Raw genomic sequence first — 20,820 nt, forward strand, 5'->3', positions numbered from 1 at the left:
TCGATAGGTGTTAAAAGTGGTCAGACACCCCCCTTATCAAGGGGGGCAGGGGGGATCCCCCCGCCTCTCGACACCCCCCGTATCACGGGGGGCAGGGGGGATCCCCCCGCCTATCGGCACCCCCCGTATCAAGGGGGGCAGGGGGGCTCCCCCCGCCTACCGGCACCCCCCTTATCAAGGGGGGCAGGGGCGATCGAACCTAAAATCCATTTTTAATTTAATTATAACCAGCTACTTAAGTTAAACTTGTTACACAGAACCTAGAAGAGCCGATAAATTCTCAAAACTTGCTATGATCTAACAAGATTGTTACTGCACTTTCTCGGCTTAATTATCCCCTCCAATGACTCGCCAAATTCACGACCAATTTGCCAAGGAATATTTAGAAGAACTCTTAGGGTCTCTAGGGACGATTAAAAAGAGCAAGAAAGTCAAGAGTGAAGTCCAAGAAATCGATGTCTGGTTTGAACCAGCCAGTTCAGCATCAAGGACGGAATTACCCTTGGGGTTACTCGCTAAAATGGCGGCGACTTGCTGCTTATTTGAACCCTTCCGTAACCCACCCTCGGAGGTAGAGATTCGCAGTTGCATCTCAAAGTTATATGCGGTTCATGGCGAAGTCTTAAGGAAGGCGAAACGGACAAACAAAACTCTAACAGAAGCTGAACTACCAGTTCTCTGGATTTTAACGCCTACTTTTTCGGCGAGAATGATTGAAGAAGTCGTGGGAATCTCCCCTTCATTCCTACCGGAAGAGGGGATGAAAGAGGAGTGGGGAAAAGGAGTTTATTTTTCCCCTAGCCTGTTCAAAACAGGAATCGTCGCCATCCATCAATTACCAGTCAATGAGGAGACTTTATGGTTGAGGGTGCTAGGGAAAGGAGGGACACAGAAACGAGCAGTAGAAGAATTAGTGCAATTGCCTGAAGGTAATCCTTTCCAAGAGAATTTACTGGAAATTCTGGCCAACTGGCGCAAGAGTTTGGAATTAAGAGATAATTTAAGTGCCGAAGAACAGGAGGACATTATGAACCTATCACCAGCTTATCTAAAACAACGAGAAGAGTGGAAACAAGAAGGGATACAAGAAGGGATACAAGAAGGGATACAACGAGGTAGTTTAGAAGAACGGTATTCCCTGATAACCAGTCTTCTGGAAGGACGCTTTGGCAGCCTAGATGCAGAATTATCTGGTCTGGTGGAACAGATTGCCCAACTTCCTATCTCGGAACGCACCAGGTTACTTCTTTCTCTGGCTAATTTATCTCGCTCAGAACTGTTAGAAAGATTCAGGGAAAATTAAACTTTCAATACCCCTAAGCTAGGAAAAACTATCCCCAAGCATTAATAGAAAACGGGTTTCTCGGAGAAACCCGTTTTCTGTGCGTTACTCAACGGATTTAGTATGACAACTGATAAAAACCCCTCCAATTAATGAAGGGGAATTGTCGGATTTTATTGATGGTATTAGGAGACTTTTGCGGTTTCTTTTTCTGAAAAGACGGACGACAAAACAGCACACACTCCCCAAACAAACTGTATTTTAAGCTACATTTTTATAAATATTTACATTCCGCTCCGTCAGGCTTCTTTAGCAAGGTTAAGAGCGATCGCCTTCTATCTTTTAGTAGTCAATAATGCCGTTGACAAGAGCTAAGTTAAGATTGAAGGGCATTCAGTTGTTAATTCGTGTAATTCTTGAGTAGGGCGAAAATATGACGACACTACTTGTACAAGCGACCTCGGCTCCTTTGATGATTGATCTTCCTTGGATTATGCCGATGACGGAGGAGCAATTTTATGAATTTTGTTTAGCCAATCGAGATTTACGCATTGAACGCAGTGCTAGTGGAGAAGTGATCGTTATGCCCCCTGCTTTTTCAGATACGGGTAATCGCAATCTTAATATAGCTGTGCAACTGGGGAGTTGGTCAGAACTAGATGGGACGGGGCTTGGGTTTGATTCTAGTGCGGGTTTTACGCTGCCCAATGGTGCGACTCGTTCACCCGATGCTGCTTGGATTAAATTAGAACGCTGGAATGCTTTAACAGAAAAACAAAAAGCCTCTTTTGCCCCCATCTGTCCCGATTTTGTCATTGAATTACGTTCTGCTAGTGATACAGTATCCAGTTTGCAGAAAAAGATGGAGGAATATATTGCCAATGGTACTTTATTGGGTTGGTTAATAGATCGCCAAAATCGCCAAGTCTATATTTATCGTCCCCATCGAGAACCGGAGATTTTAAATGCTCCTGAAACCATTAGTGGTGATCCAGAATTGCCGGGGTTTGTATTAGTAATGGCTAAGATTTGGTAAATGCGATCGCTGATGAAAGGTTCCGTCAATATAGAACAACTAAGCACGATTAACGCTGTTCTATATTGTTGCTCACGGGAATCCTCAACACTGATAGAACAGCGATAACTAGGGTTTGCTGAATAAATCTAAAAACCTTGTTGGGTAAGACTTTTAGACTTTTTGTCAATCAAAAAGTCCTGGAATGGGAGTGATCAGGGGGAAAATTCCTGGACTTTTTCCCTGAAAATTAGGTAGTTGACCACCTGAAAATCGATAAAACCCCACACCCCACACCCCACACCCTGCCCCCAGGAAAAGCTTTTTCAGCAAACCCTAAGTATCTACACATTTGACCGTCGGGCGGGCGGCTCTAGGCTTAACCCTACTCTCTGTCTCGGTTTCAGGCTTTTCCTCTAGGTTGTTTTGACGGAGATGCCAGCAAAGGAATCTTTAAGAAATTACCCAAAATCCCTGAGTATAGATATTGACGGCGCTAGACTCCCAACGTATAGATAAATACTGTTTCTGGAAGCCCATGACTGTGAGCTACGAAAAAATCACCCCACCGACAACAGGCTCGACAATTACTTTTTCTGACGGAAAACCTCTAGTTCCCGACGATCCGATCATTCCCTTCATTCGTGGTGACGGTACGGGGGTCGATATCTGGCCTGCAACCGAAAAAGTTATCGATGCAGCGATCGCCACAGCCTACGCTGGTCAAAGGAAAATCCATTGGTTTAAAGTCTATGCTGGCGATGAAGCTTGCGAAATCTACGGGACCTATCAATATCTACCCCAAGATACATTGACAGCGATTAAAGAATATGGTATTGCCATCAAGGGTCCCTTGACCACTCCGATCGGTGGCGGCATTCGTTCCCTGAATGTGGCTTTGCGGCAAATTTTTGACCTCTATGCCTGTGTTCGTCCCTGTCGTTACTATGCGGGAACCCCTTCCCCCCATAAAACCCCGGAAAAACTCGATGTCATCGTCTATCGGGAAAATACCGAGGATATCTATCTCGGCATCGAATGGAAACAAGGCACGGAAATCGCCGATAAACTGATTAATTATCTCAACACGGAACTAATTCCCGCCACTCCCGAACACGGGAAAAAACAAATTCCCCTCGATGCGGGTATCGGGATCAAACCGATTAGTAAGACGGGTTCCCAAAGATTAGTCCGCCGGGCGATCGAACGAGCGCTGACTTTACCGAAACCGAAAAATCAGGTTACTCTCGTCCATAAGGGTAACATTATGAAATATACCGAAGGGGCGTTTCGGGATTGGGGTTACGAATTAGCTAAAAGTGAATTCCGGGATGTGTGCGTTACCGAGATGGAATCATGGATCCTGAGCAATAAGGAGAAAAACCCTGATCTGAGCATCGAAGATAACGCCCGCATGGTGGAACCGGGTTATGATGCCCTCACGGACGAGAAAAAAGCCAAAATCTGCCAAGAAGTGACCAGTGTTCTCGATGCTATCTGGGAAACCCACGGCCATGGCCAGTGGAAAGATAAAATTATGGTTAACGATCGCATTGCCGATAGTATCTTCCAACAGATCCAAACCCGTCCCGATGAATACTCGATCCTCGCTACCATGAACCTGAATGGCGATTATCTCTCCGATGCGGCAGCGGCGATCGTCGGTGGTTTAGGGATGGGACCCGGGGCGAATATTGGCGATAGTTGCGCTATTTTTGAGGCAACCCACGGTACAGCCCCTAAACACGCCGGTTTAGACCGAATTAACCCCGGTTCGGTGATTCTTTCTGGGGTGATGATGTTGGAATACATGGGATGGCAAGAAGCGGCCGATTTGATTAAAAAAGGCATCGCAGCAGCGATCGCTAATCGACAAGTTACCTACGATTTAGCTCGTCTGATGGAACCTCCCGTTAATCCTCCCCTGAAATGTTCCGAATTTGCCGATGCGATTATCTCCCATTTTGGGGATTAATTTTCCGGTTAGGGTAGCCTGAAAACTGCCCTATTTTTCGGAAAATACCGTAACTACCGAGGTCTTGACAAAATAGGAAAAAACCAGAACTTCCCCCTTGAGAACTTGAGTTAAAACTTGTAGGATGTTTTGAGTGAGCAGCAAAACGGAATAAAACGGGTTTGGTCGTAATATTTCCTTTGTCTGTTTGTGGCTTTTTTAGGCAAGAGGAGGTAAGGATTGATGATACTCAACCCCTCTGTTTACGAATGATACAGGGGTATAAGATAATTCATAGTTAAAATCAGCAATACCAGAACCCTTTACTTTTTATTATCAAACTCCAACGATAAAATCACCGGCAGTTAAAGCTAATTGTGGGGAGAGGGTAGCCAACTGAATCGCCATAGCTGTAGTGGCACTACCATCGGCATCGAAGAATAAAGCTCCATTGGTGGAATTATAGATAAAACGATGGTCAGCAGTCGTTGCTGTGGTGGCTCCGGCGCCGATGCGGAATTGACTAGAATCGATAGCTGTTCCCACCGTCAATCCACCCCCAAATTGAGACGCAGAAACCACAAGGGTATCATCGATTACTTTGAAATCGGTAATTGAGTCAATGCCGGTACCCGGTGCATTCAAGACAAATTGTTCGAGTCCTGAACCTCCTGTGAGAACATCATTACCATTGCCCCCAACTAGAGTATCATTGCCACTACCGCCTAGCAGGGTATCGTTTCCGTCTAGTCCGGTAAGGGTGTTAGCGGCGTTATTTCCTGTTAGTAGGTTATTGCTGTTATTGCCTGTCCCATCAATAGCTACAGTTCCCGTTAAAGTCAGATTTTCAAAATTAGCGGTGAGAGTATAGGAAGCAAATCCAACTTTGACCGTATCAGTTCCTGCGTTAGCATTTTCTGTGATTGTATCCCCTGCATCAATGGTATAAGCGTCATCACCAGCGCCTCCTTCGAGGGTGTCATTACCGGCTTTTCCATCAAGAGAGTCATTCCCTTCTAACCCAAGAAGAAGATTATTGCCACTATTGCCGTTAAGACTGTTGTTTAGGGTGTTCCCAGTACCGTTAATAGCAGCATTGCCACTGAGGTTGAGGTTTTCTAGGTTGTCTCCCAAAGTATAGGTAAAACTAGCTGTGACAGTATCAGTTCCTTCGTTAAGATTTTCTATCAGGGTATCTCCCCCATCAATGGTGTAGTTATCATTGCCGCTGCCACCCACGAGAGTATCATTACCTAGTCCCCCATTGAGGTTATCGTTACCTGCTAATCCTTCCAGTCGGTTATTGCCGTTATTTCCCGTCAGGCCATTGTTACTGTTATTACCGGTGCCGTCAATATTTCCTGTAGCGAGTAAGGTTAAATTTTCTAGGTTATTAGCGAGAATGTAGCTGAAACCCGCTTTTACGGCATCGGTTCCTTCGTTGGCATTTTCAACAATCGTATCACCGGCATCGATGGTATAAGTATCATTGCCAGCACCACCAACGAGAGTATCGTTACCTGCTTTACCATCGAGATTATCGTTACCTGCTAATCCTTGCAGTAGGTTATTACCGTCATTACCAATTAGGGTGTTATTGAAACCATTTCCCGTGGCATTGAGGTTATCTGTTCCTAACAGGGTGATATTTTCTAGATTGGTTGCTGTTAAGTCGAAATTAATCGAAGTTTGAACGGTATCGGTTCCCTCGTTGGCATTCTCGACAATGACATCGTTAAGGTCATCGATGATATAGGTATCGTTGCCTGCATTTCCAATCAAGCTATCAACACCCGCACCGCCATTGAGGGTATCATTGCCGGCATTACCGATAATTGTGTCGTTACCTGCTAGTCCGCCGAGGCTATCATTGCCACTACCGCCGATGAGTTCGTTGTTGTTGGGATCTCCGTCATCATTGCTAATTGTGCCTGTCACGGTTGCGGTTGTGCCAATCGTATAACTTGTGCCACTGGTGAGGGTAATGCCAATGGTTTCATGGGGTTCAACGATATTATCGGCGGTGGGATTGAGGGTCAGGGTAGCGGTGGATGAGCCGGCTAGAAATGTAATCGAACCTGCTGTTGCACTAAAACTATTACCCCCGCTACGGGTGTAGTCATTGCTGAAAGTAGCCGTTCCACTGACGTTGAAGTTAACGGTTAAAGAATTAGTTTTGTCTCCAGTGCGAGTGAAGGTATAGATAAGGTTCGGTGAACCGTTTTCATTGACATTACTGGGATTAACCGCTAGACTGACTTGCGGCAATTCTATAGCGGCAGCAATGAAGACAAAAGCCTCCGAGTTCAGTTCTAAACCAGTAAGATTGGCGAAAATAGCGATAAGTTCATCTGGTTCACCCACCGGCTGGTCTAGGTAGAGATGGGTATCGTTATTGACGGTTTCTAGACGATAATAACTCTTGTCGCCGTGCAGTTGTACGATATCTTCGATCGAGCTAAAGTCTTGAATTAGGGCGTAGTCTGTGGCACCATTACTGCTATGATTGCGATCATCGTAGCTCCACCAACTTTCATCACCTAGTATAAAGCGATCGCTGCCTGTTCCTCCCGTCATTGTATCAATTTCATTAAGACCCGGGGTGAGGCTATGGCTATCAACTCCTAAAAGAGTATCATTACCTGCTTGTCCATCGAGGCTATCACTGCCGGTTGTTCCTGCCAAAAAATCTTGATTACTGCCGGTGATTAAGGTTAATCTATCAATGCGATCGTAGGTTACTTGGTTATCAGTGGTGTTGATACTCCCTGAACCATTGCTGTAGGTTGAGGAGACTGGAGTTGTTAGGCTAGAATAGTCTACGATCAGATGGTCGATGCCTTCCCCCCCATCTACCGTATCTATTCCTAAACCAGTGTAGATGACATCGTTGCCTGTACCACCTAAAAGGTTATCATTACCGCCGCGTCCTTCTAGAGTATCATTACCGCCTTGTCCATTGAGGGAATCATTACCATCGTCACCGATGAGGTAGTCGTTACCACCACTTCCGGGTACAATTACGCTTTCTATGCCGGTGATAGTTGCGGGGAAAATGATATTTCCAGAATAACCCGGTGCTATGTCAATGCGATCGTTACCGCCACCGCCGTCGATGATACCAGTATAGGGGCCATAGAAGATAAAGATATCATCCCCATCGCCCCCAATAACTGTACCTGTACCACTCAGGTTAAAGGTATCATCTCCCACACCACCATTGAGGGTATCATCTCCTGCCCCACCATAGAGGGTATCATTACCCGCGCCGCCATCGAGACTATCATCGCCATCACCACCAATGAGGTAATCTGCGCCACCGTTGCCAAAGATGGTATCGTTGCCAGAGGTTCCGTAGATAGTATCGTTGCCACTGCCACCCTGAACGTTCATTGCTTCGATGTTGGTGTAGGTGACGCTGTTATTAGTAGTGGTGATTGTGCCACTTGTACCCGTATTGGTAGAGGTAATATTGCTGGTTAGGGTAGAGTAATCGAGGAGTAGTAAGTCACTTCCATCGTTACCATTTACGGTGTCGATTCCCAAACCGGGGTTAAGGGTATCATTCCCGATTCCACCCAAGAGATTATCGTTTGCTGCTAGTCCAAAAATCTGGTCATTTCCGCCTAATCCGTCAATGGTATCATTTCCTGGTGTTCCGTAAAGGGTGTCATCTCCTTCGGTAATGGCAGATGTTCCATTGAGAACTTCAATAATTCCCCGATGGAGTCCACCATAACCACTATTAGGTATATCATTCCAACGTCCTGAACTACCCCAATTAAAATGAACATAATCTTCATTTCCATAATTATTGGGTTCACCACTATTCCAATTGGTATAGGTAACAGGTTCACCATTAATCCATTTAAACACACCTTCTTGTGCAACATCATTTAAACCAATCCAAAAGAGTTCTGATCCTCCAAAAGCATTAACTAAAAATTGATTTTCTGCGGCATCATTAATAGTAACTAAATTCCCTCCCATTGCTTGCGCTTGTGCTTGTGCATCTGTCCAAGTTGTCGCCGTAGTTAGGTAATAAGTAATCGGAGTATCAACAATAGTTAAAGTGGCTGTTTTTTGTGTTCCTAATGTTGCGCCATTAGTGGGATTACCGAGGGTTGAATTTACTGTTTCGTTACCTTCATAAGCAGTATCTTTGACAATGGGTATAGTGATAGTTTTCTCGGTTTCACCGTCAGCAAATGTTACTGTAATCGGTGTATTATTGTAGTCTAATGGTGAGGTTGCCGTACCATTACTAGGAGTAACAGTAACGCTGACTTGTCCCTGAGTATTAAGGCTACGAGTTAAAGTAATTTCGGTGATAGGTGTTCCGTCTTCTTTGACAGAATAATTAGGTTGACTGAAAGCAATTACACTAGAATCAGCCACATCAATTAGGTTAATATCAAAAGATTGATCGTAGGTTAATCCGCCTTGATCTTGCGTCCGAATAGTGATAGTATGCTTTTGATTAGTTTCGTAATCTAATTTAGTTCCATCAGCGACAATTAATTGATTACCATTAATGGCAAAGCGTCCATTTGCATTATCAACTAAGCTGTAAGTAAAGGTATTATTTACGTCAGGATCAGTAGTGTTTAATGTGCCGATAACTGTGCCGTTGGGACTATTTTCATCAATGGTATTCTTGCTTATTTGGATATTTGTTGGTGATTCATTAACATTATTAATAGTAATGTTAAAAGTAGAAATAGGTGGGTCGCTGGTATTAAATTTTTGTACATAGATACCGTTTTCACTACCATCTTGATTTTCTGATGTCCAAGTAATGATAACAGAACTTCCATCTGCTAAGGTTGTTATGGCAGGAAACCATTGATTATTAGCCGTGTATTGATTAATGGCAAATTCATTACCAATCTTATTACAATTAGCGTCAAATTGCTGTCCATAAATACCATAACCACTACCATCTTGATTTTGGGATTGCCAAACAACAACAAATCCACCATTACCTAAAGCAGTTACAAATTGATAAAATTGATTTCCAGTAGTATAAGTATTAATTAGAAATTCACTGCCTATTTTATTGCCAGTAGAGTCAAATTTTTGTCCATGAACACCATAACCACTACCATCAATACCATTGACATTCCAGCCTCCAGAATCATAAGTAACAACAAATCCACCATCAGTTAATACGGCTATTCTTGGTTCAGAATAATCATAATAAGGACTAGAATGAATTTGAAACTGATTGCCTAGCTTATTACCATTGTTGTCATAACGCTGTCCATAAAGACCCCAATGACCATTATTTTGAGGATAGGATTGCCAAGCAACGATTAAATCACCATTATTTAGGGTTATTGCGGCCGCTTGTATTTGGATTCCAGAAGTATAAGTATTAATTGGGAAATTAGTACCTACTTTATTGCCATTAGCACCATAGCGTTGTCCATAAATATTACCATCAACATCTCCTGATTCAGATGCCCAAGTGACAAAGAAACCACCATCATTAAGAGTTGTTACTGAAGGATAAGGTTCCCACCATTGGGTATCTTGAGTATAGGTACTAATTTGAAATTCACTGCCTACTTTATTGCCATTAGTATCATAGCGTTGTCCATAAATAGGATTACCACTTCCATCTTGTAATTTAGATGCCCAAACCACAACAAAACCGCCACTATTTAAAGCTGTAATTGAGGGGTTATATTGAGCATTTTGAGTGTAGGTATTAATTTGAAATTCACTGCCTATTTTATTACTATTAATGTCGTAACGTTGCCCATAGATTCCCCAATCACTGCCATCTTGTCCTTGGGATGACCAAACAATTACAAAGCCACCATCTTTTAAAGCTGTTGTTGATGATTGATGGTAGTTATCATTAAATCCTTGATTATTAGTTGTATAGGTATTAACCTGAAATTCATTTTTGACATCGGCAAGGGTAAATTTAAAGTTATCAGATGTGGTTTCACTACCGTTATGTTGATAGGTTAAAAGACCATTATCTATATCAGCTTGGCTGAAAGTATCACCTAGTTTTAAAGTTGTACTGGTGGGTACAATTCCAGTAGTCCAAGTTGCACCATAAATTGTGCCATTATTATGATTATTAGTTAAGTCTGTAACCGTATTTCCTGAACCTTCATTAAAGTTCCAATAACCGACTAATCCAGTTTCATTACCTGTTAATTGACGATTGATGTCAGCTTGAATTTCAGCTTGAGTTCTGGCTTTATTCCAGATTCTAACTTCATCAATTAAGCCATTAAAATAATTTGTATATCCTGTCCCTATATAGATAGGATTATTACTCGGTGTTGCTGAATTAAATATGGTGTATGTCTCATTAACTTTTACTCCATTTATATACCAACTAAGTTTTTGATTGCTAAAATCTCTTACAACTGCAAGATGAGACCACTGATTAATATTTAGACTTTGATTAGTATTAAATGCTTGATAATTTATTCCACTACTACCCCAGTCTCTACCAGTGACTCCATAATAGTAATGAACAGTTCCGTCAGCAGCCCAACTCACGTTTTCTTCAAGAGTAAGAGTTCCTTCGCCTCCCCAAGCTTTGTTAAAAGGATTTTGTCTGTAATTAAAATGATTTGGCTTAATCCATAGTTCAATTGTTTGATTTTCAGTAATTTGTAACGCATTAGGATTTCCTAAAGCGATATAGTCACTACCTCCATCAAATGATAATGCTTTACCAGTGGGATTATTGAGAATTAACTGACCGTTATCAGGTAAATCAGTTAAGGTATAGATAATCTCTGTGGGTAACTTATTAGTTTCAACAGCTTTAAGAACAGCATTATTAATCAGTTTTGTTTGTCCTTCATCAAGGATGATTACTTGATTAACTTCGTTGTCAACTATCGTTAAAGTTGCTTTGTCTTGTGCGCTAATGGTTGCGCCGCCTGTAGCATTTGTTAGGGTTAAATCGAGGGTTTCACTTCCTTCAAATTGAAGATCATCTACAATAGGAATAGTAATAGTTTTAGAGGTTTCCCCATTATTAAAGGTGACAGGGATAGAATTATTAGGATAATCATGAGGACGTTTAGCTGTTCCATCACTTAAAGCTATCGTCGCGCCAACTTGTCCATCACTTCCACCTGTACGATTAATGATGACAACATTAACAGGTGTTCCGTCTTCATTAACCGTAAATTGAGCATTACTAAATGCTAAAGTTCCAGGTTTTGGTATATCATCATCAATAATAGCGATTGTGACCGCATTTGAACTATGGGGAATACTTACATAGTCATCAGTCCCATCAAATAATAGAGAATAATCAGTACTCATAATCTACCCCTTCTCTTAGCTGTGATTCCAAGCAAAACCGAGCGGAGATTAGTCGGAAACTAACCTACAAAAATCACCCACACTTTTACCAGATAATTGTGACTAGAACTGTTATAAAAATGTCGAGCTTGACTACATATACCCAGTCAACGAATCGCAAATTAACTTTTTAGCTGTCCTAACACTATTATAGAAATCCTAGGGACAAAAGTTCAGTATAAATACTCAATCGCAACAAAAAGAAATAAACAACATTTTGATTGTTTATTTCAGTAGTCGTGCAAAATTAATTTCCTAGTCGAGACAGGAGACAGATGAACGTAGGTTGGGTTGAAGCATGAAACCCAACGCCCGATTATGTTACGCTACCGCTAACCCATCCTACAAATAATTGTGCCTCCCCACTTATATCAGGGATCAAGAAAAGCCGTCGTTCTACGACGGGGTTTTAAACCCAAATTTTCGATAATCTCGATCGCAGTAGCTTTGCTCTAGGCTACTGGACTTGGTTAGTACAAAATAACTATTGCAGGCGTTTTAAGCGTTCTTGGAGAATTTGGGCTTGTTTTTCGGCCTCCGCTAAAGCTTGCTTCGTTTTTTGGATTAAAGCTTCTGGAGCTTTTTCAACAAAGCTAGGTTTATTCAGGCGATCGCTCAAACTCTTGATTTCCCCTTCTACTTTAGCTAAATTTTTCGCTAATTTCCCGGCCAATACCGATATATCAACCAATCCGGACAGGGGAATGAGGATTTCTACCGTAGCGACAACACCGGCGATCGCTTGATTGACTTCCTCGGTTAATTTGGCCGTCAAAATTAAGTTTTCGATCTTCGCCAAGTCTTTTAAGTACACTTGTCCGCGTTGCAAAATAGCTAATTCTTGGCTGTTTTCTGTCTGTAAAATTGCCGTGATCGTTGCCCCCGGTTTAATCCCTGCTTCGGCGCGCAAATTACGCAACACCCGAATACTTTCAATTAATAACTCAAAAGTATTTTCTAAGTCTAGATCGATCAGAGAACTATCAGCTATTGGATAGGTTTCTAAAGCCAAAACTTGCTGATTTTCTTGGGTTAAATTATGCCAAATTTCTTCGGTAATATGGGGCATAAAGGGATGTAATAATTTTAATGTCCCTGCCAAGATAAAAGCCAAAGTTTGCCGGGCCGTAGCACAGGAAACCGATTCTTTATCCTTCCATAAACGAGTTTTCACTAACTCGATATACCAATCACAGAAATCGCGCCAGATAAATTCGTATAGACCTTTTGCCGCTTCCCCCATGCCATAATTTTCTAGATAATCTCTAGTTTTTTGTACTGTTTGATGATAACGAGATAAAATCCAGCGATCGGCTAATTCTAAATTTTCTAAAACTGGTTCACCCAATTCTTCTGGGGTTTTTCCCTCCAGATTCATCATGACAAAACGGGAAGCATTCCAAATTTTATTGGCAAAATTTCGGGCCGCTTCTACGGATTCCGATTCATCGGTTTTACGGTTGTATTGCAGACTGATATCCTGTCCTGCTCCTGCCACTTCTCGGATTAAGGTATATCGTAAAGCATCGGTTCCATATTTATCAATTAAAATTAGGGGATCGATGCCGTTATTAGCAGATTTAGACATCTTTTTGCCGTTTTCATCCCTAACTAAACCGTGAATATAGACATCTTTAAAGGGCATTTCTCCCGTAAAATAGCCCGCCATCATCGTCATTCTTGCCACCCAGAAAAAGATAATATCAAAACCAGTGACGAGGGTTGTGGTGGGATAATAGGTATCTAGATCAAGGGTTTTTTCTGGCCATCCCATAGTTGAAAATGGCCACAATCCCGAGGAAAACCAAGTATCTAAAACATCGGGGTCTTGTTGAATAATTATATCCTCTCCATACTCTTGTTTGGCCTTAGCTAAAGCGGAGGTTTCATCCCAGGCAACGACGAAGGGAGTATGGTTAGTAATTTCGTTGTTAGTTTCACTGATAATATACCAAGCGGGAATTTGATGACCCCACCACAGTTGTCGAGAAATACACCAATCTTTTAGTTTAACTAACCAATCGCGATAAACTTTTGTCCATCTTTCTGGCACAAAACGGGGCGAGTTTTCCTGATCTAAACAGGCTAAAGCTTTTGTGGCTAAAGGTTCAATTTTAACGAACCATTGGGTAGATAAAAGGGGTTCCACGGGAACTTTACCTCGATCGCTATAGGGGACGCTATGGCGATAGGCTTCAATCTTAACTAAAAAACCGTCTTCATCGAGTTTTTTAACGACATTTTTGCGGGCAACAAAACGATCTTGACCTGCGAATATTCCGGCATTTTCGTTTAAACTGCCGTCTAAATTCATGATATTAATAAAGGCTAAATTATGGCGTTTACCCATCTCAAAATCCTTGGGATCGTGGGCCGGCGTAACTTTGACGCAACCGGTTCCGAATTCCAGATCCACCAATTCATCGGCAATAATGGGGATTTCTCGCCCCATTATCGGTAAAGTGACGGTTTTGCCGATTAAATGGCGATAACGGCGGTCTTGCGGGTTGACAGCTACACCAGTATCACCGAGCATGGTTTCGGGCCTTGTGGTGGCTACTTGAAGATAACCGCTACCATCGCTAAGAGGATAGCGAAAATACCAGAGATTTCCCTCAATGTCCTTGTTTTCCACCTCTAAATCGGAAACGGCCGACCGGGATTCGGGACACCAGTTAACTAAGTATTGACCGCGATAGATTAATCCGTCCTCATAGAGTTTGATAAAAGCAGTACGGACAGCATGGGAAAGTCCCTCATCCATGGTGAAACGTTCCCGCGTCCAATCGACGGATACCCCCAAGCGTCGCAGTTGATTAACAATGGTACTACCGGACTCCTCTTTCCATTGCCAAGCGCGTTCGAGGAATTTTTCCCTTCCTAGTTGATAACGGTCGGTTTTTTCGGCTTTTAATTGGCGATCGAGTATAGCTTGTACTGCAATACTAGCGTGATCTGTCCCGGGCAGCCAGAGGGTATTTTTGCCGGTCATGCGCTTGTAGCGAACAAGTGTATCAATCAAGGAACTCTCGAAAGCGTGACCCATGTGGAGACTACCGGTAACATTGGGAGGGGGGATGACTATACAGTAGGTTTCGCCGCCTTTTTCGGGGTTTGCTGTAAATATCTCTTGATTTTCCCAATATTGCTGCCATTTCGTTTCTGTGATCTTGGGATCGTATTGCTTCGATAGTTCCGAGGTCATGATGGGGGGATTCTACAATTCTTAGTTCTTTGTCAATTGTCCCACATTTGGGAGAGATCAAATTCTGGTTTAGTTGCTGGCTAAAAATTTTCAAGAGTCTTATTAAGATAGCTGTTATCTTTTGCTGGGGTAAATATAGCTAATTTCTGGTAACTTTTTTGTATCTCACCAGTATAATAATTGCTATAATCAATTGAGAGAGCTAATCAATAAGTGGGTAGGTATTAAAAACTTTCAGATGCCCCCCTATTAAGGGTAGGGTTGATTCATGAATCAACCCTACTTAATAAGGGGGGATCGAACCTAAAATAAATTTTTAATTTAATTATAACCAGCTACTTAAATTATGACCATAGCAACAGATAAAAGTACCTATAGCTTTGCCGAATATTTACAACTAGAGGAAACGGCAGCCTATAAAAATGAGTATCAAGACGGGGAAATCGTACCGATGACAGGAGGCACTACCGATCATAATAAAATTGCTCTCAATTTTGCCGCTTATTTAAAATTTGCCCTCAAAGAACAGAAATATAATATTTTTATCGGTGATGTGAAATTATGGATAGCGCAATATCGTCAAGCAACCTATCCCGATGTGATGCTAATTGAGGGTGAACCGATTTATTATGAAACTGGTAAGACAACTGTTACCAATCCCAAATTAATAGTAGAAGTCCTATCAAAATCAACTCAAAATTATGACCAGGGTGATAAATTTCTCTATTATCGTTCGATGCCTGGATTTCAAGAATATATTCTGATCAGTCAAAGTCGTCCATATATCATGCAGTATAACAAAACTGAAGAAAATAAATGGTTATTAACGGAATACGAGGGCGAAAATGCCAGTTTATCTTTAACTTCTGTCAATTTCGATCTCAGTTTTCAGGAAATTTATGAAGGAGTTACTTTTAATATATAGCGGTTTTCAGTCTAATAAGGTATAGTAAATCCCTTGCTAGATAGGCGTTTAAGCGTTTCAATCGGGACTCACTTCTGTCCCACATTCCGCACCCTAGTCGTTGAAATCAAAAGTTGCTCTAGCCCTTGTATAGTAAGACTTTTAGCGATTACTAAGAATTATGAAGTGTCACACTCTAGTCAGCGATTGCCAGCTTAATGAGAGTTTATCTCAATAATTTGGTATCAGAGTTATCAGATTTTTAGGGCTAATTGTGCATCTGCTGGGCAAACAAATTAGCCTGTAATTCAGAGCCGGCAATCGTTTTGACGATTTAGATAAAATTTTCAATGTGACACTTTAGGGTGCGGAATGTGGGTAAAAAGATTGTATCCGTCAATAACATCTTGACAGACCACTTAGTTTGATGATCTAAAATTTGAGTGTTGTTGCATCAACTTAAGGTAGAACATTCATTCTTGTATTTTGTGATTGCGATCGCTAATTGAACGTGAAGTTTATGACTGGCTTTAAAAGCCATGTAATGAGCGGTGGGAATAGTTCCCAGTAAACTCAAATCACCAATTAAGTCCAATAATTTATGTCTTGCTGGCTCATTATCAAAGCGTAAAGGAGGATTTAACCATTGATTTTGATCGCAGACTAAAGCATTTTCTAAACTGCCTCCTTTAATTAAACCAGCCTTTTGTAAATATTCAATTTGATCGGCAAAACCGAAAGTCCGGGCTGATGCGATCGCTTGACTAAAACTTTCCCGATCAGGACTCCAACTATACCATTGATTACCGATCGGTTTATAGGTAAAATCGATGCCGTAGGTAAAACGTAATTCAGGGGAAGGAATCGCCGCCACAAAAGCATCTCCTTCGTACAACCAAATCGGTTGAGAAATAGTTAAATCTGATGGAGAAAAAGAGTTATCTAAACCAGCATTTTTGATCGCTTCTACCCAGATTTTGGCCGAACCATCAAGGAGGGGAATTTCCGCACCATCCACCTCAATGCGAGCATCCTCTACCCCCAAAGCGGTTAAGGCTGCCAATAAATGCTCAACGGTTCTAACCTTTGCTTCTCCTCGTCTCAATTCCGTTGATAAAGTTGTTTGGTAAACCGAAGAAACTAGAGCGGGAATAATCGGTTGATTGGCTAAATCTCTGCGGACAAAATAACGTCCTTCCCCCGGATTTGCCCCACAGACGCGCACCCTTGTTATCTCCCCCGAATGCAGTCCAATTCCCGATAATTCAAATTGTTTAGCGATAGTAGAAACCATAATTATTAAGTAATAAAGCTTTTATCCGTGAACAGCAAAAATAACTAAATTTATCGATAACTGATAACTGATAACTGATAACTGATTAGAATCGTTCCCCGATACCGAAATGGAGACGAGAACCACCATCGACATTAAAACCGAAGTCAACCCGAATTTGGCCGACGGGAGATTGTACCCGAACACCTAAACCGTAACCGAGACCAGTACCGGGTAAATCCCGGACAATCCCGGGTTGACCGGGGACATCGCCTTGGGAACCAATAGTAGTCCCGAAATCGACAAATAACGCCCCCCCGATAATTGCGACAATGGGAAAACGATATTCGGCCGTCGCTTGGAAATAACTGCGACCGCTACCCACTTCTCCCTCGGCGTAACCCCGTACAGAGTTACTACCCCCCACAATAAAAGCATCGTAGGGGGGTAAATCGCCTAATACTGTCCCTGCTTGCACATTAAAAGCGAGGGATTGCTGACCTTTAAAAATATCGGTTTCAAAGAGATTAAAGGAATTAATAAACCGAACGGGGATAAAGTAACTATAACTACCCCGAACACGAGTGCCGAAAATACTGCCAGAACCGACCGGAATAGTTTGTTCTAAACCTAGACGCAGGAAAGAGCCACTGGTGGGCTGCAGGGGATTGTCGCGAAAATCTCGAATAGCGCCAATATTTAGGGAAAGTAGATCATCGATCCCAGAGGAACTAAAAGCCAGTTGTTGACTGCCAAAACCATTGAGAGGTGCAGACAGGGGGGAGATGTCACCATTGGCATTTTGCACCTGTACCTGTTGATAGTTAAAGCCTAGGGAAACCACCCATTTTGGTTTCGTAAACACATCGGGGGCCAAAGGACGGACAAAAGTAATACCACCACCCGTCCGGACGATACGGGGACTATCATTATCGTTAAGCGTCCGAATCGAGGAATTCTCCCCATCATAAACCAGAGAAATCGACTGTCGCCGGAAAACGTTCACCGTGTAGGAAGTGCGGAAATTATCCTTGGCAATCCAAGGATCGGAAAAACTCAGATCAAATAAAAATTCCCGTTCCCCTAACTGGACTTCTGCCCCTAAAGTTTGATTATTACCGCCAAAATTGCGCTGTTGATAGCTTACAGTGCCGAATAAGCCCGCATTCGAGCTAATACCACCCCCAGCAGCCAGGGAACCAGTATTACCTTCCACCACATCGACGTTAACAATCACCTCCCTTGGGTCGCTGCCGGGGGAAAAAGACAGACGCACATCCTCGAATAAACCGAGACCGAAAACACGCTGTAAATCCTGTTGGGCGGTATTGCGGTTGAAAATATCCCCCGCTTTTAGGCGCATTTCCCTAGTAATGATAAATTCTCTGGTTTTACCCTTGACTGGTTCCTGTTCGACGTTAAAGTAGCGTACTTGAATTTTTTCGATTAAACCTTCGGAAATGACCAAAATCACCCTACCATCGGGAGTGACTTGCGGCGCACCGATTACCTGGGCCAGATCATAGCCGTTTTTACTGTACCAGTCATTGATTTTTTTTACCCCCGCCTGTAATTCCCGTAAATTCAGGGTTTTGCCGTATTGACTAGCGAAAATTTCCTCGACCACCCCGGCAGGTAAAATCGATTTGTCCATGGTTTCCGGGGCAATTTGAATCTGTACACCCTGAAAAACGGGGTTAGGTTGCACCTCAAAGGTGACTCGCACCCCTAGGGGCGTATCTTGGGGAACTGCCCGCACATCGGCAAAAAAGCCCGTGGCAAAAACGGCGTTAATATCTTCTTGTAATTGCGATCGAGTCGTGCTTCGTCCTGGTCGGGTGCGAATGGTATTATAAACTAGATTTTCTAATTCTCGATCGGCCCCCTGTACTACCACTTCGGCCACCAAAACTCGCGACTCCTCCGCCGGCACCGGTGGGGCTGTTGTGGGAGTTTCTGCAGGGCTTGGGGTTTCCGTCGGGGTTTCCGTCGGTGCTGCCACGGGTGGCGTAGTTTCTCCCGTCGCAGGAGGCGACTGTACTATCTGCTCGATGCGGGGAAAAACCATTTCTTGCGGTTCTTCTTCGGCCATTACCGTCCCGTGAAATAATCCGAAAATAGCCAGCAGCAGAGCCAGCGAGGAATATCGCCCCGAAAAATTGAGATTTTTAAGCACTTCCACACACCCAGTAACACCATTATGGTTTTTTTGTTTTCTCTGCCCGAGAAATTTAACGAACGTTAAAACTCTAGCAGATTGCTTACTCTCAGTAAATCCCAGCTTGACCGGTGACTCAAGAGATACTGCATCAGGTCTGATATGGGTCAGCCGTCAGCATTAAGTTTTTATCTTGCCATATCTTAGCTTTTTCTGGTTTGGCTCTATTCCAATTCACCCTCTGGGATTATTGCCAACTCGGTTGGCGCACAATTAAATACATATCTTCCTAACTCACCAAAATTAAAAACAATTAAGTTTATTCTTGTGGGAATCCCCCAGCTTTTTACACCCGGGCAGATGTCAACGTCTCGTTTTTAATAACTGTACCAGTTGCGAGACCTGTTGGCGATTGAACATTTGCAGCAGGGTACTAGCTACTAATTCCGGTTCTAGGGTAATTAGGATTTGTGGTAATTTGGCGGCGGCTAATAATTGCAATTCCTGACTGACGGTGATTTCTTCCCCGCGACCCCATTCTAGTAAATCACCGGCTTGTTTTAATTCTTTAATAATAACCGGGGCGAGAGTGCGGTAGGAATGTTTGGGGTTAGCCAGGGCTGATTCGGCATTTTTAACTAAATATTGCCACTTTTGCTGTTCTGAAGCCAATTGAGACAGAGATAAAGTTAACTTTTGTAATTGCTGACGGGAAGCACTGGTTTCTTCCTGTTTGAACAGTTGTAACATCTGTTTGAGGATATCTCTGACGCGGATGGAGATAGAAGACGCTGTCGCAACAGCTGGGGTAAATTTTTGGGGGTCGAGAAGATAGTTAAGATGGGCCTGTAATTCGGCAAAAGTCGGTTCACCTTTTTTAAGGATAGCGTTAGCTTCCTCGGCTTGCAAACCTAATGGACTGGACAGCTTATCGATCAATATCTGAAGCAGATCATAACCCTTGAGGAACAAAGATTCTAATTTTTTATCCACTTGTATGGGATTTTCTTTCAGTATTTTAAAAGCATCCTCAAGACGGTGAGCAGTTTTTTGGATACTGCCATAACCTAACATGGCCGCTCCCCCCTTAATGGAATGGGCGGCACGAAACATCTCGTTCATCTGTTCAGTATTGTTCACGAGATTGCCTAAGTCTAAAATCCCCTGTTCCAAAGTTTCCAGGTGTTCTTTGGCTTCTTCGATGAAATAGCCGAGAATTTTCTGAGCGTTAGCGGAGTCCAAGGTCTTATCCCCCTTATCACGATGCTGTCTAGTCCTAGATTGCCCAGTTTTTCAGGAAATATATCAGTTATGGGGCAATGGCTAGGAAAACTGGCCCAGACGGACACAAGCTAAGTTCAAAAGCCTGCCCACAAGGGTTCTCAGCTTCTCTTGCTTAAAATAGATCGATACAACGGCAGGCAAAAAGCTAAGAAAAGAATCGGGGATGGGAGCAAGCTGACTAGAAATTATTCTTGATAAGAGGAAACTGAGTTGTTGACTATCTAAGATGGTAATGATTTGGTAGTAGTGGCGTAGCCCTCTTGCTTACCTGGTATGAATTGTGTAAAATATTTATGAATAAAAATAATTGGAACCCGCTCAGTCTTTAAACCTCTAGCTTGCTCATGACTGGCTCTTCTCGACTTTGTGTGATAATTTTTGCTTATGGAATCGTGAAA

At 42.6% G+C, this 20,820-nt stretch carries 9 protein-coding genes; 4 read left to right on the plus strand and 5 right to left on the minus strand.

Annotated elements, in window-relative coordinates; translation table 11 throughout:
* The first annotated feature begins 343 nt into the window (after positions 1 to 343).
* The 3 genes from O9332_RS24600 to O9332_RS24610 all read left to right on the plus strand — a co-directional run bounded on the left by O9332_RS24600 (position 344) and on the right by O9332_RS24610 (position 4,272).
* Entirely contained in the window at positions 344 to 1,303 is a 960-nt protein-coding gene (locus O9332_RS24600) for an RpnC/YadD family protein (RefSeq protein WP_288027751.1), read from the plus strand.
* Positions 1,304 to 1,715: 412 nt separating this feature from the next.
* On the plus strand, positions 1,716 to 2,318 hold the full coding sequence (locus O9332_RS24605) for a Uma2 family endonuclease (protein ID WP_002758659.1): 603 nt from the start codon (positions 1,716 to 1,718) through the stop codon (positions 2,316 to 2,318).
* Between the two features lie 517 nt (positions 2,319 to 2,835).
* A complete protein-coding gene (locus tag O9332_RS24610) occupies positions 2,836 to 4,272 on the plus strand; it encodes an NADP-dependent isocitrate dehydrogenase (protein WP_079206161.1) in 1,437 nt (478 codons plus the stop codon).
* A 315-nt stretch (positions 4,273 to 4,587) separates the two neighbouring features.
* Here the strand turns inward: O9332_RS24610 and O9332_RS24615 are convergent, their stop codons facing one another.
* Both O9332_RS24615 and O9332_RS24620 read right to left on the minus strand, forming a co-directional pair.
* Positions 4,588 to 11,559, minus strand: a complete 6,972-nt coding sequence (locus O9332_RS24615; RefSeq protein ID WP_288027754.1) for a Calx-beta domain-containing protein — start codon at positions 11,557 to 11,559, stop codon at positions 4,588 to 4,590.
* A gap of 523 nt (positions 11,560 to 12,082) precedes the next feature.
* A complete protein-coding gene (locus O9332_RS24620) occupies positions 12,083 to 14,803 on the minus strand; it encodes a valine--tRNA ligase (protein WP_288027756.1) in 2,721 nt (906 codons plus the stop codon).
* 346 nt (positions 14,804 to 15,149) lie between these two features.
* On the opposite strand from O9332_RS24620, the gene O9332_RS24625 reads away from it, so the two are divergent.
* A complete protein-coding gene (locus O9332_RS24625) occupies positions 15,150 to 15,728 on the plus strand; it encodes a Uma2 family endonuclease (protein WP_288027758.1) in 579 nt (192 codons plus the stop codon).
* A 433-nt stretch (positions 15,729 to 16,161) separates the two neighbouring features.
* On the opposite strand, the gene lpxC is transcribed toward O9332_RS24625, so the two are convergent.
* From lpxC to O9332_RS24640, 3 genes are all read right to left on the minus strand, one after another.
* Complete coding sequence (gene lpxC / locus O9332_RS24630) at positions 16,162 to 17,001, minus strand: UDP-3-O-acyl-N-acetylglucosamine deacetylase (protein WP_002761626.1); 840 nt, start codon at positions 16,999 to 17,001, stop codon at positions 16,162 to 16,164.
* An 85-nt stretch (positions 17,002 to 17,086) separates the two neighbouring features.
* Positions 17,087 to 19,072: a BamA/TamA family outer membrane protein gene (locus O9332_RS24635; RefSeq protein WP_223213053.1), complete on the minus strand. Its 1,986-nt coding sequence runs from the start codon at positions 19,070 to 19,072 to the stop codon at positions 17,087 to 17,089.
* A gap of 429 nt (positions 19,073 to 19,501) precedes the next feature.
* Positions 19,502 to 20,380, minus strand: a complete 879-nt coding sequence (locus tag O9332_RS24640; protein ID WP_002761622.1) for an Hpt domain-containing protein — start codon at positions 20,378 to 20,380, stop codon at positions 19,502 to 19,504.
* Between the last annotated feature and the right edge of the window lie 440 nt (positions 20,381 to 20,820).

Source organism: Microcystis sp. LE19-10.1B, from assembly GCF_027530565.1.
Classification (GTDB): domain Bacteria; phylum Cyanobacteriota; class Cyanobacteriia; order Cyanobacteriales; family Microcystaceae; genus Microcystis; species Microcystis aeruginosa.

Excerpts from the sequence above, each read along its gene's own strand:
- O9332_RS24600 (WP_288027751.1), top strand. The coding sequence starts at position 344 with ATGACTCGCCAAATTCACGACCAATTTGCCAAGGAATATTTAGAAGAA.
- O9332_RS24605 (WP_002758659.1), top strand. The coding sequence starts at position 1,716 with ATGACGACACTACTTGTACAAGCGACCTCGGCTCCTTTGATGATTGAT.
- O9332_RS24610 (WP_079206161.1), top strand. The coding sequence starts at position 2,836 with ATGACTGTGAGCTACGAAAAAATCACCCCACCGACAACAGGCTCGACA.
- O9332_RS24615 (WP_288027754.1), bottom strand. The coding sequence starts at position 11,559 with ATGAGTACTGATTATTCTCTATTATTTGATGGGACTGATGACTATGTA.
- O9332_RS24620 (WP_288027756.1), bottom strand. The coding sequence starts at position 14,803 with ATGACCTCGGAACTATCGAAGCAATACGATCCCAAGATCACAGAAACG.
- O9332_RS24625 (WP_288027758.1), top strand. The coding sequence starts at position 15,150 with ATGACCATAGCAACAGATAAAAGTACCTATAGCTTTGCCGAATATTTA.
- lpxC (WP_002761626.1), bottom strand. The coding sequence starts at position 17,001 with ATGGTTTCTACTATCGCTAAACAATTTGAATTATCGGGAATTGGACTG.
- O9332_RS24635 (WP_223213053.1), bottom strand. The coding sequence starts at position 19,072 with ATGGCCGAAGAAGAACCGCAAGAAATGGTTTTTCCCCGCATCGAGCAG.